16 protein-coding genes are annotated in these 13,735 nt (G+C 64.4%); 3 read left to right on the top strand and 13 right to left on the bottom strand.

The window, feature by feature from the left end:
* Positions 1-159 precede the first annotated feature (159 nt).
* The 11 genes from O1W68_RS03740 to O1W68_RS03690 form a co-directional block, all read right to left on the bottom strand.
* On the bottom strand, positions 160-540 hold the full coding sequence (locus O1W68_RS03740) for a histone-like nucleoid-structuring protein Lsr2 (protein ID WP_136170214.1): 381 nt from the start codon (positions 538-540) through the stop codon (positions 160-162).
* A 224-nt stretch (positions 541-764) separates the two neighbouring features.
* The gene (locus tag O1W68_RS03735; RefSeq protein ID WP_269301526.1) at positions 765-1,265 is read right to left on the bottom strand and encodes a hypothetical protein; all 501 of its coding nucleotides are present in this window, start codon (positions 1,263-1,265) and stop codon (positions 765-767) included.
* 32 nt (positions 1,266-1,297) lie between these two features.
* On the bottom strand, positions 1,298-1,567 hold the full coding sequence (locus O1W68_RS03730; RefSeq protein WP_269301525.1) for a metal-sensitive transcriptional regulator: 270 nt from the start codon (positions 1,565-1,567) through the stop codon (positions 1,298-1,300).
* 142 nt (positions 1,568-1,709) lie between these two features.
* The gene (locus O1W68_RS03725) at positions 1,710-2,120 is read right to left on the bottom strand and encodes a DUF302 domain-containing protein (RefSeq protein ID WP_269301524.1); all 411 of its coding nucleotides are present in this window, start codon (positions 2,118-2,120) and stop codon (positions 1,710-1,712) included.
* Between the two features lie 39 nt (positions 2,121-2,159).
* Positions 2,160-2,390: a YgaP-like transmembrane domain gene (locus tag O1W68_RS03720; protein WP_269301523.1), complete on the bottom strand. Its 231-nt coding sequence runs from the start codon at positions 2,388-2,390 to the stop codon at positions 2,160-2,162.
* Between the two features lie 30 nt (positions 2,391-2,420).
* Complete coding sequence (locus O1W68_RS03715) at positions 2,421-4,580, bottom strand: MMPL family transporter (RefSeq protein ID WP_442972268.1); 2,160 nt, start codon at positions 4,578-4,580, stop codon at positions 2,421-2,423.
* 120 nt (positions 4,581-4,700) lie between these two features.
* Positions 4,701-5,717 (bottom strand): zinc-binding dehydrogenase, encoded by a 1,017-nt coding sequence (locus O1W68_RS03710; protein WP_269301522.1) that lies wholly within the window; start codon positions 5,715-5,717, stop codon positions 4,701-4,703.
* Entirely contained in the window at positions 5,714-6,535 is an 822-nt protein-coding gene (gene phnE / locus O1W68_RS03705) for a phosphonate ABC transporter, permease protein PhnE (protein ID WP_269301521.1), read from the bottom strand. The genes O1W68_RS03710 and phnE overlap by 4 nt, the downstream gene beginning before the upstream one ends.
* Positions 6,532-7,326: a phosphonate ABC transporter ATP-binding protein gene (locus O1W68_RS03700; RefSeq protein WP_269301520.1), complete on the bottom strand. Its 795-nt coding sequence runs from the start codon at positions 7,324-7,326 to the stop codon at positions 6,532-6,534. The genes phnE and O1W68_RS03700 overlap by 4 nt, the downstream gene beginning before the upstream one ends.
* Complete coding sequence (locus O1W68_RS03695; protein WP_269301519.1) at positions 7,323-8,231, bottom strand: phosphate/phosphite/phosphonate ABC transporter substrate-binding protein; 909 nt, start codon at positions 8,229-8,231, stop codon at positions 7,323-7,325. Before O1W68_RS03695 ends, O1W68_RS03700 begins: the two co-directional genes overlap by 4 nt.
* A 23-nt stretch (positions 8,232-8,254) precedes the next feature.
* Positions 8,255-9,352, bottom strand: coding sequence for a TIGR03364 family FAD-dependent oxidoreductase (locus O1W68_RS03690; protein ID WP_269301518.1), 1,098 nt, complete (start codon positions 9,350-9,352; stop codon positions 8,255-8,257).
* 170 nt (positions 9,353-9,522) lie between these two features.
* Here O1W68_RS03690 and O1W68_RS03685 point away from each other — a divergent pair, with 170 nt between their 5' ends.
* Together O1W68_RS03685 and O1W68_RS03680 are read left to right on the top strand one after the other, a co-directional pair.
* A complete protein-coding gene (locus O1W68_RS03685) occupies positions 9,523-10,266 on the top strand; it encodes a GntR family transcriptional regulator (RefSeq protein ID WP_269301517.1) in 744 nt (247 codons plus the stop codon).
* Positions 10,263-10,961 (top strand): phosphonatase-like hydrolase, encoded by a 699-nt coding sequence (locus O1W68_RS03680; RefSeq protein ID WP_269301516.1) that lies wholly within the window; start codon positions 10,263-10,265, stop codon positions 10,959-10,961. Before O1W68_RS03685 ends, O1W68_RS03680 begins: the two co-directional genes overlap by 4 nt.
* A 47-nt stretch (positions 10,962-11,008) precedes the next feature.
* Here O1W68_RS03680 and O1W68_RS03675 read toward each other — a convergent pair whose 3' ends face one another.
* Positions 11,009-11,710 (bottom strand): type 1 glutamine amidotransferase domain-containing protein, encoded by a 702-nt coding sequence (locus O1W68_RS03675; RefSeq protein ID WP_269301515.1) that lies wholly within the window; start codon positions 11,708-11,710, stop codon positions 11,009-11,011.
* A 37-nt stretch (positions 11,711-11,747) separates the two neighbouring features.
* Positions 11,748-13,220 carry an MFS transporter gene (locus tag O1W68_RS03670; RefSeq protein ID WP_269301514.1) on the bottom strand — a complete coding sequence of 491 codons (1,473 nt, stop codon included), beginning with the start codon at positions 13,218-13,220 and terminating at the stop codon, positions 11,748-11,750.
* Positions 13,221-13,377: 157 nt separating this feature from the next.
* Here O1W68_RS03670 and O1W68_RS03665 point away from each other — a divergent pair, with 157 nt between their 5' ends.
* On the top strand, positions 13,378-13,689 hold the full coding sequence (locus O1W68_RS03665; RefSeq protein ID WP_269301513.1) for a cupin: 312 nt from the start codon (positions 13,378-13,380) through the stop codon (positions 13,687-13,689).
* Positions 13,690-13,735 lie beyond the last annotated feature (46 nt).

Genomic DNA, 13,735 nt, shown 5'->3' with positions numbered 1-13,735 from the left:
GTATGAGTGGACCATTGAAGCGATGGGGGGCGGGGCAGCACCCTGAACCCCGGCCGATCTATTCCCGCGAACTACGACTACCGGAATGGATATTTTGGTGGTTCTCATGCTGATTCGAGGCGCCTGGCTGACCAGTAGGCAGGCCAGGCGCGTCGGAATCTAGCTAGCGTTTGCTGTTTCGTATGCTTCGACGATGTCGGCGGGAATGCGTCCGCGGTCGTTGATCTCATAGCCGCTGTCCGATGCCCACTGGCGAATAGCACGGGTTTGAGCGGGGTCACGCTTGGTTGTCGGCGCTGAGGAAGATGCGGCCTTCGGGGCGACGCCGGCTGACGCTACTTTGCGCTTGCGGCCGCCGACGCGGGTTGCGTGTCCGACGTACAGTTCGAGCCGCTTGCGGAATTCGTTGGCGTTCTTGGTTTTAAGGTCGATGACGTAGTCGACGCCGTCGAGGGAGAACTCGATCGATTCGCCTTCGCCTTCGTCGATTGCTGTGCCGTCGATGTCGTCGACCAATTCATAGATTACTTGCTTCGCCACGTGCGAGATCCCTTCGAGGTGTGTATTCCTCTCGAGAGTAGCGAATAAATGCGGGTTGTGCGAAAACTGAGAATGGACCGATATGCCTGTTTCAAGGCTCGTAAAAGAGTGGATGGTGTTCGATCGCTAAGTAGCGAGCCATTCCCCAGTGCATTCACTGGTTAGAATTACCAGAGTTGCCGATAAGTAGTTGTTGCCGCACACAGAAACATGCTCTTGCGGGCTCAGAATCGCTGGACGAACCGATACCAATCGCCATCGTATTCTTCGTATCCGATGTCTCCGTCGTGACGCGGTTCGCCGAGGTAGGGGGCGCCGTCGGGTAGGTAGGCCAAGCCGATCGAGTCGATGAGGCCGCCCACGATGAAGAACAGGCATCCGCTGTCGGTGGGGCGGACCGAACGGACCGAGTATGCACCGATTCGGCGGGTGTCCGTGGATTTCGTGCAGTCCTGGGCGACGGTTTCCAGTGCGCCTTTCGATACCGCGAATGCGCCTTTCGACGGTACGGACAGTAAGACGAGTGCGGCTGTGATGATGACGATGGCCGGTGCAAATGCGGTCCATCGCAGCGAGTGGTATTTGAACCACCCGATCAGGGCGAGTACGAGCCATAGTGCGCCCAGGAACAGTAAGACCGCAGAGGCCAGTGCGTAGACCGGGAAGAAGACGACTGGTGGTGTGAAGGTGAAGATGATCACCCCGCACACCACTGTTACCAGCACTGTGAGGACCCCCGTCAGCCACTTCCAGGCGGTCAGGCCAGCGCGAGGAATAGCTTCTCGAGTTCGGCCTCGGTCATCGGTTCGGTGTTGCCGGCGGTCTCGCCGGTGATGCATTCGCGCAGACCGGTGGCGACGATTTTGAATCCGGCTTTGTCGAGTGCGCGGGATACGGCGGCAAGTTGGGTGACGACGTCTTTGCAGTCGCGTCCGTTTTCGATCATGCCGATCACTCCGGCGAGTTGGCCGTGCGCGCGTCGCAGTCGGTTGAGTACCAATGCGATGCTGTCTTCGTCGCCGATCATGTCGGTCTCCTTCGGATTGTGCTGAGTGTTCCCCAATGGTACCCCTGGGGGCATAAAAGATGGCGGTGACGTCATCCCGAGGGCGGGAGTCGAACGAGGGGCGGCCAGGATGAACCCAGCCGCCCCTCGAATGCTGGTTCGGTCAGGAGTTCTGGCCACCGAGAGCGGAGATCGCGGCCTGCAGCTTGGTGGTCGCTTCTTGTGCGACGGAGGACAGTTCGGCTTCGCCGGTGACCTCGACCATGATGGCGGGGTTCATTGCCTCGACAAGGAACGATCCCGCGGTGGTGGTGTCGGCGCGGACGAGGACGTTGCAGGGGAGCAGCAGCCCGATCTGGGGCATGACGCCGACCGCGCGGTGTGCGAGGTTCGGGTTACAGGCGCCGAGGATCAGGTACTGCTCCATGTCTTCGCCGAGCTTGGCTTTCAGGGTGGCCTGCATGTCGATTTCGGTCAGGACGCCGAAGCCTTGTGCGGAGAGTGCTTCTTTGGTTTCGGCGACGGCAGTGTCGAAGTCGGTATCGGTCAAAGTGGTCGATAGTGCGATGTTCATAAGTGATCCCTTTCGTTTGTGAGCGGTCCTGTGAAAGGACTACCCGTTTCGAACGTTACGAAGACTGGGCACGCCGGCTTTTGCGAGTAGCAGGCTCGCCGGGCACCATCCGACTGCAGCGTAGAGGCCCAGGTTTGCTGCGGCGAAGGCGCTCAGGAAGCGCCAACGCGGCGAGCTGGTTTCGCCGAGGACCAGTCCGGTGGTGACGACGGCCGCTGCGAGGGCGGGCACTGTGCGTTCGATGGGCCAGCCCGAGAACTTGTCGATCATTTTTTGTCTCCGATCTTCGGTATCGAAATGTCAGTGGGAAAAGCTGATGGACGGTAGGACCTTGCGGAGCCATGCCGGTGACCACCAGGCCGCGTGGCCGGTCAGGCGTAGTAGGACGGGGAGCAGGATGAGCCTGATCAGTACCGCGTCGAGTAGCACTGCGACACCGAGAATGATCCCCATCTCTTTTGGAGGTAGCGGGTCGGAGAGCGCGAAGGTGAAGAACACCGCGACCATCACCGCTGCTGCCGCGAGGATGACGCGACCGGAGTGGGCGAGCCCGTCGACCTGGGCGATCTTGGCGTCACCGGACTTCTCGTAGTGTTCTTTCGCGGTGGCGAGGAGGAAGACGGTGTAGTCCATCGCGATGGCGAAGATCATCGCGAAGAAGAACACCGGTCCCCAGCCGTCGAGGAAGCCCTGTGGGGTGAAGCCGAGCAGTGACGCGCCGTGACCGTCCTGGAAGATCAGCTTCGCGACACCGAATGCTGCGGCGGTGGACAGCAGGCTGACAACGGTACCGAGCACCGCGATCAGCGGGGCTTGCAGAGCGACGAGCAACAGAATGAAACCGAGGACGAGGATGATGCCGATCACCAGCGGCAGGTAGTCGTTCAGGGCTTGCTGCAGGTCCAGGTTCTCCGCCGGTGCGCCGCCGACCAGTGCGGTCTCCGGTAGTTCGGCGCGGAGGTCGGCGAGGATGGTGCCCATCGCTTCGTCCGAAGGGTCGACCGTCGGAAGTGCTTGTAGGAGTGAGTATCCTGATCCGTCCATGGCGGTTTGGGGTGGGGTGACCATGGCGATGCCGTCGACGCCTGCTGCCGCTGACGCGGTCTGTTGGGCGTCGGCGTCGGCGACGACTATCTGCAGTGCCCCGGGTGCGCCGTCGCCGAACTGTGCTTGGACCAGTTCGTAGCCTTGGCGAACGGGTGCGTCCTCGGGGACGACGGCGATGGACGGCATCGCAACCTTGAGCCCCAGGACGGGCAACGCGAGGGCGATCAAGATGCCGACGGAGACGACTGCGAACGGCCAGGGGTGCTTGTGGAGCAGTTCGCCCCAGGCCGCGAACTTCGGTGAGCGATGTGTTTGGCGTTTGGCGTAGGGCAGTGAAGCTGCGTTGACCTTGTGGCCGAGGGCGCCGAGTGTCGCCGGTAGCAAGGTCAGGGTTGCGACGAGGACGAAGAACACTGCGAGCATGATGCCGACGGCCATCGTTCGCACCGCGGGGGCAGGGACGAGCAGGACAGCGGTCAGGCTGACCAGCACGGTCAGGCCGGAGAGGACCACTGCTTTACCGGCGGTGTCCATGGTTTCGGCGACCGCAGCCCGCGGATCGGACTTGCGTAGGGCGTCACGGAACCGGGAGACGATGAAGAGGGCGTAGTCGATTCCGAGGGCGAGAGCGAACATCATCGCGAAGTTCATCGCCCACACCGAGATCGGCGTGACCTGGTTCAGGAGTACGAGGCCACCTGCGGAGGCGACGAGTCCGGCGACGGTCAGCAGCAACGGGAGTCCTGCGGCGACGAGGGAGCCGAACGCGAGAACCATGATCGCCAAAGTGACTGGCCAGGATATCAATTCGGCCTGAATCATGGCGTCGTGGTTGGCTTTGTTGAAGTCGGACCACAGTGCGGACGATCCGGTGGGGTAGACCTCGATGCCGTCACCGGACAGCGCGGTCAGGTCCTCTTTGACGTCGTCGACGGCTTTGACCATGTCGTCGGTGCTCGCATTGGCGCCGGCGATGACGATGCCGGTGTGCTGATCGGGGCTGATCGTCATACCGGGTTGTGGGGCGATGATTTCGCCGAACCGGGCGTCGCCGTCGAAAACTCCGGTCACTGCGGCGAGTGTCTGCTGCACTGCGGGGTCGTCGATTGTCGCGGTGTCGGAATGCACCACGACCTGCACCGCGGCGGAGGAGTTTCCGCCGAAGTGTTCTTGCGCTAGCTCGCGGACCTGGACGGATTCGGAGCCGTTGGCCTGCCATCCTGCGCCGGCGAGCGAGGTGAAGACCGATGGTGCCGCGGACCCGAGGGCGACGAGAGCGATGAGCCAGACCCCGAACACCCACTTGCGACGGGTGACCATGGTGCTACCCAGTCGGCCGAGTATGCCGGGCTTGCGGCGCTGTTGTTTCTCCGATTCACGACGTGAATCCAGAACGGTGTCCGACTCGGACATCAGCTACTCCTATACGGGTGGGGGTATATGACCGACAGCGGTCAGCGGTGGCTCTGTCGTTCCACTGTCGCACATACCTAGGGGGGTATGCAAGTACCCCCGGGGGTACCTCACCTGAAGCTAGCCGACGGCGCCCCGCACAGCAGACCGCCCAGAGGCGAAGGCAGCATCGATCTCCTCCAGCGGATGACGCTCGCCGACGGCAGCAGCCAGTAGATGCGCCGCCGGTGTGCGCTGCAAGAACTCCACTGCCTCGACGAGGTCGGCCGGCGCGTAATTGTGACTTCCGGAGACGGTGACGAGGTTGCGGACCAAAAATTCTGGATCGAACGCCACAGCTGAACTGGGAAACACCGATCCCACCAACGCGATTCGCCCACCCAGCTCCACCACGTCGAGTGCAGCGGCGACGGAAGACGAACTCCCGGACAGTTCGAAGATGGCATCGGCTCCACGGGCCACCTCGGCCAACTCTTCCGGCGCGCACACCGCGCTCGCCCCGATCTCCGACGCCGATGCTCGACGGGCAGGGTCCGGATCGCAGGCCACCACCGATACAGCACCGCGGTCGAGGGCGTAGGCCACTGCGGTCAGCCCGAGCATGCCGCAGCCGAGGACCACCACGGCGTCACCTGCGGCGAGCCCGATGCGCCGTGCCGCGCAGACGACGGTGGCGGTGGCGCACCCTGCGGGAGCGAGGAGCGTCGCGGGCAGGTCTTCCGGTACGACGATGGTGCGCGTTCCGGCGAGGAGGTGTATGTGAGTTGCAAAGCCGCCGTTGAGAGTCCACCGGTCGCTGATCGCGGTGTGCCCGTACTTGCGGAGGTCGACGCATTTCTGCGGTAACCCGCGCAGGCATCTCCTGCAGGTGCCGCAGGCTGTGCCGACGGTCCACACCACCCGATCGCCGACGGCAACGGTGGCGTCGGCGCCGATGTCGATCACGCGTCCGACGCTTTCGTGCCCGAGGACGGTGGGGACCGGAGTGTTGCGATGCCCGGCGACGGTGTGCAGGTCACTTCCGCACACCGTGGACAGTTCGATCTCGACGAGGACTTCACCATCGGCCAGCTCCGGGAACGGCACCTGCTGGAGGGAGAACGAGGTCCCTGACCACACCGCCGCGAGAGCGGTCATGCCCCGAGGCGCTTGCGCACTGCACCGCTGAGCAGGTCGACGGCGACGACGAGAACCAGAACCATCAGGATGTAGGTCATCATTTCGTCGAAACGGAACAGTGAGATCGACTGGTTGATGAGGAATCCGATACCACCTGCGCCGACAAGCCCGAGGACGAGCGAGGACCGGACGTTGACGTCGAGCCGGTAGAGCAACAGTCCGACGAACTGCGGAACGACCGTCGGCAGAACTACATGTATCGCTACCTGCGTGCTCGACGCGCCGGCGACGCGTAGTGCGTCGATGGGTCCCTGGTCGATCTCTTCCATCGCCTCCGACCACAGCTTGGCCATCACTCCGGTGTTGTGCAGGATGATCGCCAGCACGCCTGCGAACGGTCCGAGCCCGACGGCGGTGACGAAGATGAGCGCGAACACGATGTCCGGAACCGCGCGCAGGAACGACATGACGGCGCGTACGGCCTGATATACGAACGGGTTTCGGTTCGTCGACCGTGATCCGAGTACGGCGAACAGGATCGAGAACGGGATGGAGAACGTCGTGCCGACGAGTCCGATCGCCAGCGTGACCAGGCATGCCTCGATGCCGGGCTGCACGACGGTCGTCCACGAAAAGTCCGGTGGAAAAGCGGAACTCAGGAACGAGGTGATGCCCTGCCACCCGCTGATGAGAGCGGTTGCGGACACATCGGTTTCCTCCACCGCCCAGATGTGCACGGCGATCAAACCGAGGACGAGGGCGGCGCCCCCGATCGGGCCCATCCGGCGGCGCGGGTGAGGTGGTACCTCGAGGCGTCGAACATCGAGTGTGGTCATTGTTCAACTCTTTCGGAGGGGCTGTAGAGCGCGGTGACGGTGTCGTCGTCCAGGTCGTAGGCCGCGCAGGAGAAGGAGATCCGGCCCTGATCGAGCCCGACCATGCGATGGCAATGCCGTCGCGCAAGATCTGGTTGATGCAGTACCGCGGCGACGGCGATGCCGTCGGAAGCCAAGGACTGCAGCAACGTCATGACCTGTTCGGCCGAGGCCGGATCGAGGGCCGAGACGGGTTCGTCGGCGAGGAGGACGGGAGCTCGTTGGCACAGTGCTCGGGCGATGGCGACGCGTTGTTGCTGGCCGCCGGAGAGTCGGTCGGCGCGGTCGTGTGCTCGGTCGGCGAGCCCGACGCGGTCGAGGCATCCCATCGCCTCCTCCCGCAGGGCGCGGGGGAATGCGAGGGTGGACCACGACCTGCGGAGCGACAATCTGCCGAGGGCGCCTGCGCAGACGTTGTCGAGGACCGATCTTCGACCGACGAGATGAATCTGCTGAAACACCATGGCTGCCTTACGGACACGGCCTTGGGTCAGTGCGGATTCGCCGCCGATCTCGATGCTGCCGCCGTCCACCGAGGTCAGGCCTACGACGCATCGCAGCATCGTCGACTTGCCGGACCCGTTGGCGCCGAGGATGCCCACCAGTTCCCCGGCGCGCACGTCGAGGTCGACGCCGTGCAGGACGGTGCGGTCACCGAAGGAAGTTCGTAACGCGCGGATCGACAATGCGGGAGCGTCGCGCTCGAAAGTAACTACATCCCTTGTTGTTTTGGACAACACGTCGGCGGTCATTCCGCGTCCTTGGAGGTGAGTCCGAGGGCGTCGGCCAGGTCGAACAGTGGCTGATACGTGCTCTTGTCCACGGGCAGGAGTTGTCCGGCCGGGTCGACGTCGAGCAGAGCGCCCGCCTCGGCGACGGCGTCGGGCGGCAGATCAACCAGGGCGTCGGCGACGGCTTTCTGGAATTCTGGGCTTGTTCCGCCTGCGACGGTGATCGGGTCGTTGGGGATCGGGTCGGAGGTCCACACCTGACGGAACTTCGAGGTGTCGAACTGGCCTTCCCCGGTGGAGGTCGCCAGCTGCTGGGAGTTGATCTCGGCGGCGTCGACCTTGCCGTTGGCCAATGCCAGCAGCGCCTCGGGATGGCCGCCGGCGTAGGTGATCTTGACGTCGTCGTCCTTCATTCCGCTCTCGCGCAGCGCCATTCGGGGGAGACCGTCACCTGAGGTCGATCCGGGCTCGGAGAGGGCGAGCGTGCGTCCGCGGAGGTCGTCGATCGAGTCGATGTCGGAGTCCTTGGGCACCCAGATCCCGGCGGTGTAGGTCGAGAGCCGGCCGTCGGCCGTCCCGAAGGAGGCGAGCGCGCGGGCATCGGCTTCCTGGCTCGCGAAAACGTAACCGAGGGGGCCGAAGACGCCGAGCTCGAGCTGCCCGTTGCGCATGGCGAGGACCTCGGCAGAGTAGCTGTCCACCACAGTTACCTCTACCGGGCAGTTCAGCTTCTCCGACAGAGCTTTGCCGACGACCTGGAAGGCCGGAGTCAGCTTGGCGGGGTCCTCGAAAGGCTCCACACCGAAGCGGATCTTTCCGCCCGGGCAGGTGGGAGTGCTCGCGGCGGAGTCGGAACTGTCGCCACAGGCGGTGAGGGTGAATGCGAGCGCGGCGATCACGAGAGCCGCGTGGCGGGGCTTGAACATGGGTTCTCCTGGTGAAGTGAAGGTCAGAACGAGTCGAGGACGGTGGGTGCGAGGCCGAACGCGGTGGTCATGCCGATTCCGGAGGTCACCGACACCACCCGGACGTTCGAGGAGGGGGAGGCGATGAGGAAGTCGGTGCGGTCACTGCTGGCATAGACCCCACGCCAGCGGCGCCGAACAGTCAGTGGCGCGCCGAACAGTGATTCACCCTCCCGCAGAAGCAGTTCGGCGTTGCGTTCATCGTCGAACGGGGTGTGGGTGCGTGCGTAATGGTGGGTGTCACCGAGGACGATGGCACCGTCGGGGCGTTGAGTGAGCATGAGATTCATGACGGCGTCGAGCAGTTCGGGTGAGTCCGCCTTCATCCGCTCGCGTACTTCGGTGGCAGAGGGCATCGCCGCGAGCCCGTCGTAACGCAGCATCGACAGTCCGGTGAGTACGGCCGCGTCGACGACGACGTCGCCGGGCGGGGCGACTTCGAGCATCTGCAGGCGACAGCGTTCGACGTTCCATTCGGCGGCAATGTCGGGGAAGAGCCGGTCGACGTCGTGGCCGACGGCATGAATCATGTTCCGGCCGTGTATCTCACCGCGCGAGGTGTGCACCGCGTTCGTGTCGATGCCGGTGACGTGTGTGTTCCAGAAGAATTCGACGCCTTCCGCTGCCAGCCACGCGGCGATCGCCGGTACTGCGTCGCGAGGATCGACGCGGAGGTCGAGTGGCAGGTGTGCGGCGCCGATGCCGCTGAACGAACCGGTTGCGGCGCCGAGCGTCACCTGTTCTGATCCGCGTTCGGCGGCGAACTCTTCGAGTACAGCCAGCTCGTCCGGTGCACGGGCGAGAACGAGGGTGCCGCATTCGCGTACCTCGAAGCCGGCCTTGCTTCCGAGCATCAGCCAGCGTTCGCGTGCGGACAGTGCCAGCGTCAGTGCGTGTCCGGATTGTGCTGTGGCGCAGACATGCCCGAAGTTGCGAATGGAGGCGCCGACGGCACGGTCGTCCTGTTCGACGACGGCCACGGACATACCGCGCAGGGCCGCGTCGACGGCATGGGCAAGGCCGACGATGCCGGCGCCGACGACGACGAGGTCGAATCGGTGGTGGGGGGTTCGGTCGATCATCACCTGGACAACAGTTCCCGCTCGGTGACCGGGCGTCAACGGTCCGCAGCGAGTTGTTCGAACAAGTTCACCATGCGTTCATGTCCGTTGTGCAGCATTGTTTCTGCAAGGTTCGAGTGGTTAGACTGCGCAGCATCAAAGTTGTTCAATCATGTTGGAGGCCAGTCTCAGTGTCACTTCCGCTGCATTCCCGCGTCGCCGATGCTCTCCGTGCACAGATCGTCGACGGCACCCTGCCCGTCGGTGCTCCCATGCCTTCGGAGGCAAAGTTGTGCACGAGATTCGAGGCCTCCCGCGGAACCGTGCGGGCTGCGTTGGCCGCGCTACGTAACGAAGGATTGATCGCCGGTGGCCGTGGACGTCCACCGGTGGTGTGCGACACCGCCGTCGGGCAACCGTTCGAGACGTTCATGTCGTTTACCGCGTGGGCGGAGGCGATCGGCCGCACCCCAGGTCAGCGCACCCTCGAGATAGCTCGCCGTGCAGCGACTCCGCTGGCCGCAGCCTCGCTCAGCCTGGAAGCAGGCACCGCCGTCGTCGACGTGCTCAGGCTCCGGACGCTCGACGGAATGCCCGCGATGCTCGAGCGCTCCAGCTTCATCGAATCGGTCGGACGCACGCTGTTCGACTTCGACCCCGACTCCGGTTCCATCTACGCATACCTGATCGGGCAGGGCGTCGACCTGCACGAAGGTAGGCACACCATCGATGCCGTCGCCGCCACCGACGTCGACGCGGCGCACCTCGACATCGACCCAGGGGCGCCCCTGCTGCGCGAAAGGCGCAGGGCGGTCGATCTTTCTGGTACTCCACTCGAATACGCCGACGACCGGTACCGACCCGACCGGGTCGCATTCACCATCGACAACACCCGATCCGCGCACGACCTGCGCATCGTCAAGGAGATTTCGTGACCACCACTCGCTCGTTCGAACTCGCCAGCCTCGACATGGCCGGTACCACCGTGGACGAGGGAGGCCTCGTGTACGAGGTGCTCTCGCGGACCGTCGCCGACGCAGCAAACTGCCCGCTACCGGCCGAACTGCTGGCCAAGTGGAAGGGGACCAGTAAACTCGAAGCTATCACCGGACTACTCGACGGGCTGGGCGCGTCCACCGATCCGAAGTTCGTGGACGAAGTGTTCGAGGATTTTCGTGCGCGCCTCATCACCGCCTACCGGCAGACACCGCCGAAGCCAGTGGCGGGCGTACCCGAGGCCCTGCGCGCCTTGCGTTCGGAGGGCGTGAAAGTTGCCCTGCAGACCGGGTATTCCGCGGACATTGCCGACGCCATCCTCGCCGGGATGGGCTGGACAGTCGGGGCGGGGGAGCAAGACACGGTCGACGCGCTCGTCACCTCCGACCTCGTTGCCGCGAGCCGGCCCGCGCCGTACCTGATCTTCCGCAGCATGGAGGCAACCGGAGTCACCGATGTTCGACGCGTCCTGGTGGCTGGGGACACGCCCAATGATGTTCTCGCCGGGCACAATGCGGGCGCCGGCATCGTCGTCGGCGTGCTCAGTGGCTCGTTCGGCGAGGACGTGCTCAGGAAGTCACCGCTCACGCACGTGTTGCCGAGCCTCGCCACTGTCGGTGAATTGCTCCAGTAGACGAAAAAACGGAGCGCCGTGTGGCGCTCCGTTCTTTGTCGTACTGGTTACTTCTGGAGTTGCGCGACGATCTTCTCGGCAACCTCGGTGCTCGACTGCGGGTTCTGGCCGGTGACGACGGTGCCGTCGACGACGGAGAACGGTCCCCACGCAGGCCCGACCTTCAGATCGGCGCCGGCGGCACGCAGTCGGTCCTCGAGCAGCCACGGTGCCTTGTCGGCCAACCCTGCCTGGCGCTCTTCGTCGTTGGTGAACCCGGACATCACACGCCCGGCGAATGCCCATTCGCCGTCGGGCTTCGTCGCGGAGAGCAGAGCGGCGGGGCCGTGGCAGACCGAGCCGATGACCTTTCCGGCGTCGAGCATGGTGATAAGCAGCTTGCCGAGAACCGGGGAGACCGCGAGGTCTTCCATCGGGCCGTGCCCGCCCGGGATGTACACGGCTGCATAGTCATCGGCAGAGACGTCCTCGAGCTTCAGCGGCGCTGCAAGCTGGTCGTCGAGCGCGTCCAGTGCTGCACGCTGGCGAGCGGATTCGTCTGCGCCACCGGTCGATTCGGGGGCGAGGCTGGTTTCGTCGACAGTCGGGCGGACTCCGCCCGGAGTGGCAATGGTGAAGGGGATGCCGGCGTCACGGAAAACGGACAGCGGGCTCAGCAGTTCCTCGGCCCAGAATCCCGTCGGATGGAGGGTGCCATCGTTGAGGGTCCAATGGTCCGAGCCGGTGACGACGACAAGTACTGAGGTCATAGTTGTTCCTTCTTCTCTGTTTGGCTTGATGATGTCTTCAACGTCCGGTGACCGTCGACCATTCCGCGGCGAGGGAAGTCGCCCGTTCCTGTTCGATCTCCAGGGCGGTCCGGGTGTCTACGCGTGAACCCGGGCGAGGCAGGCCGACGGCAACGATGACGGCGCTGAGGGTGAGTCCGACGGCGCCGATGACGAAGGCGATGACGTACGAAGACTCCTTCGGCAGTCCGATGGGGAGTAGCTGACTGCTGAGGAGGGTAATGACTACCGCGCTGGCCAGCGAGCTGCCGACCGAGCGGGCGATGGAGTTGACGCTGTTGGCGACACCGGTCTGATCGGGGCGCACCTCGTCGACGATGAGCGCAGGCATCGCCGCGTAGCCGAGGCTGACTGCACTGTTGATGAACAGCACTCCGAGGATGATCTGCCAGCTGGCGGTGTGGAGAACGGCGATGAATGCGAAGCCGACAGCGCCGACCAGGGAGGCGAGGATCAAGGTGAAGCGGCCACCGAAGCGGTGCACGAGGCGTCCACCGATCGGTGCGACGACGACTCCGGCCAGCGCGCCGGGCAGAAGATAGACGCTGCTGGCGGCGAGGACGCTGGCGGAGAACCCGTAACCGACCTCAGAGGGGGCCTGCACGAACCCGGAGACACCGAGGAACGAGACGAACATCGCGACGCCGATGAGGAGGCCTGCGGCGTTCGTGACCATGAACGGGCGGTTGGCCAGAAGCGACGGCAGCACGAGCGGCTCGTCGACCCGGCGTTCGAGGATGATCCAGAGCGCGAAGACGATCACCGATGCGACGAGGCAGCCGATGGTGGCGGGCGAGGCCCAACCCCATTCGTGACCCTGTGAGAGCGGTAGGAGCAGTAGTACCAATCCGGCGCCGAGCACGCCGCCGCCGAGCCAGTCGATCTTGCCGCCGCCCGCTGGGCCGTGCTTGGGGACAGTGACCGCTGCCAGCACCAAAGACACCAACGTGACGCCGAGGGAGAGCCAGAAGATGCGGTGGTAGTCGCCGCCGTCGCGGGTCAGTAACCCGGTGAGCACCAACCCGATGCCGCCGCCGATGCCGAGAGTGCCGCTGACCACGGCCATCGCGCCGGTGAGCCGCTGCGCGGGTAGTTCGTCACGCAGCACCCCGATAGCGAGAGGGAAGAGGCCGAACGACGCGCCCTGCAGAATCCGCGCGAGGATCAGCAGCGGTAGCGAGGTGGTCAGTGCCGCCAGCAGCGAACCCGCCGCGACGACGAGGAGGATCCCCAGGAGTACTGGGCGTCGGCCACGGACGTCACCGAGCCGTCCGAGTATCGGGGTCAGGACTGCAGCGGCCAGCAGGTTCGCGGTCACCGTCCAGCCGACCGCGGAGGAGGATGCGTCCAGAGCTTTGCCGATGTCTGCCAGCACCGGGATGACCACTGTTTGGAGCAGCGCGACGACCATCACGGTGACTGCGAGCGCCGGGATCAGCACTCTGCTGGCCTGCTTTTCGGTGGTGCTCATAGGTCTCCTCGTGTTTGCGCAGACGGCGCGGTGTCGCTGCACCCGGAGAACAGTAGTTCACAACTATGTTGTGTACAACTGAGAAGGCTGTGAGCTGCGCCATAAGTCGGACGGTAGCGTTTGGTCATCGACTTCGACACATATGGGGGACGAATGGATGCGTTTCGTGACGGCCGGCGAGTTCACCGCGGAGCAGGCTTGGGGCGCGCAACTGCTCGCGTCCGTAGACAACGCCACTGTCCGCCTGCATTGGACCGATAGTGCTTACGTCTGGCACGTCAACGATGGCACCGAAGTGTTCGTCGTCGTCGACGGCATCGTGGACATGCACTACCGGGACTCCAATGGCGAGCACGTCGAAAGACTCGTGCCCGGAATGATGTGCGTGGCCGAGGTCGGTGACGAGCACAAAGCGGTTCCGGTCGGGGAAGCACGGATCTTGGTCATCGAGCAGGCCGGGTCGATCTGACGGCTACCGCTCTTGTTTTTCGCGCTCGGACTCTGAATGGGTGGGG

It is taken from the genome of Rhodococcus sp. H36-A4, from assembly GCF_027158005.1.
In the GTDB taxonomy this organism is placed as follows: Bacteria; Actinomycetota; Actinomycetes; order Mycobacteriales; family Mycobacteriaceae; genus Rhodococcoides.
Note: the sequence above shows the minus strand (reverse complement) of the source record. Positions and strands in the feature narration are given on the sequence as shown.

Excerpts from the sequence above, each read along its gene's own strand:
- O1W68_RS03730 (WP_269301525.1), bottom strand. The coding sequence starts at position 1,567 with ATGATCGGCGACGAAGACAGCATCGCATTGGTACTCAACCGACTGCGA.
- O1W68_RS03725 (WP_269301524.1), bottom strand. The coding sequence starts at position 2,120 with ATGAACATCGCACTATCGACCACTTTGACCGATACCGACTTCGACACT.
- O1W68_RS03720 (WP_269301523.1), bottom strand. The coding sequence starts at position 2,390 with ATGATCGACAAGTTCTCGGGCTGGCCCATCGAACGCACAGTGCCCGCC.
- O1W68_RS03715 (WP_442972268.1), bottom strand. The coding sequence starts at position 4,580 with ATGTCCGAGTCGGACACCGTTCTGGATTCACGTCGTGAATCGGAGAAA.
- O1W68_RS03710 (WP_269301522.1), bottom strand. The coding sequence starts at position 5,717 with ATGACCGCTCTCGCGGCGGTGTGGTCAGGGACCTCGTTCTCCCTCCAG.
- phnE (WP_269301521.1), bottom strand. The coding sequence starts at position 6,535 with ATGACCACACTCGATGTTCGACGCCTCGAGGTACCACCTCACCCGCGC.
- O1W68_RS03700 (WP_269301520.1), bottom strand. The coding sequence starts at position 7,326 with ATGACCGCCGACGTGTTGTCCAAAACAACAAGGGATGTAGTTACTTTC.
- O1W68_RS03695 (WP_269301519.1), bottom strand. The coding sequence starts at position 8,231 with ATGTTCAAGCCCCGCCACGCGGCTCTCGTGATCGCCGCGCTCGCATTC.
- O1W68_RS03690 (WP_269301518.1), bottom strand. The coding sequence starts at position 9,352 with ATGATCGACCGAACCCCCCACCACCGATTCGACCTCGTCGTCGTCGGC.
- O1W68_RS03675 (WP_269301515.1), bottom strand. The coding sequence starts at position 11,710 with ATGACCTCAGTACTTGTCGTCGTCACCGGCTCGGACCATTGGACCCTC.
- O1W68_RS03670 (WP_269301514.1), bottom strand. The coding sequence starts at position 13,220 with ATGAGCACCACCGAAAAGCAGGCCAGCAGAGTGCTGATCCCGGCGCTC.
- O1W68_RS03665 (WP_269301513.1), top strand. The coding sequence starts at position 13,378 with ATGCGTTTCGTGACGGCCGGCGAGTTCACCGCGGAGCAGGCTTGGGGC.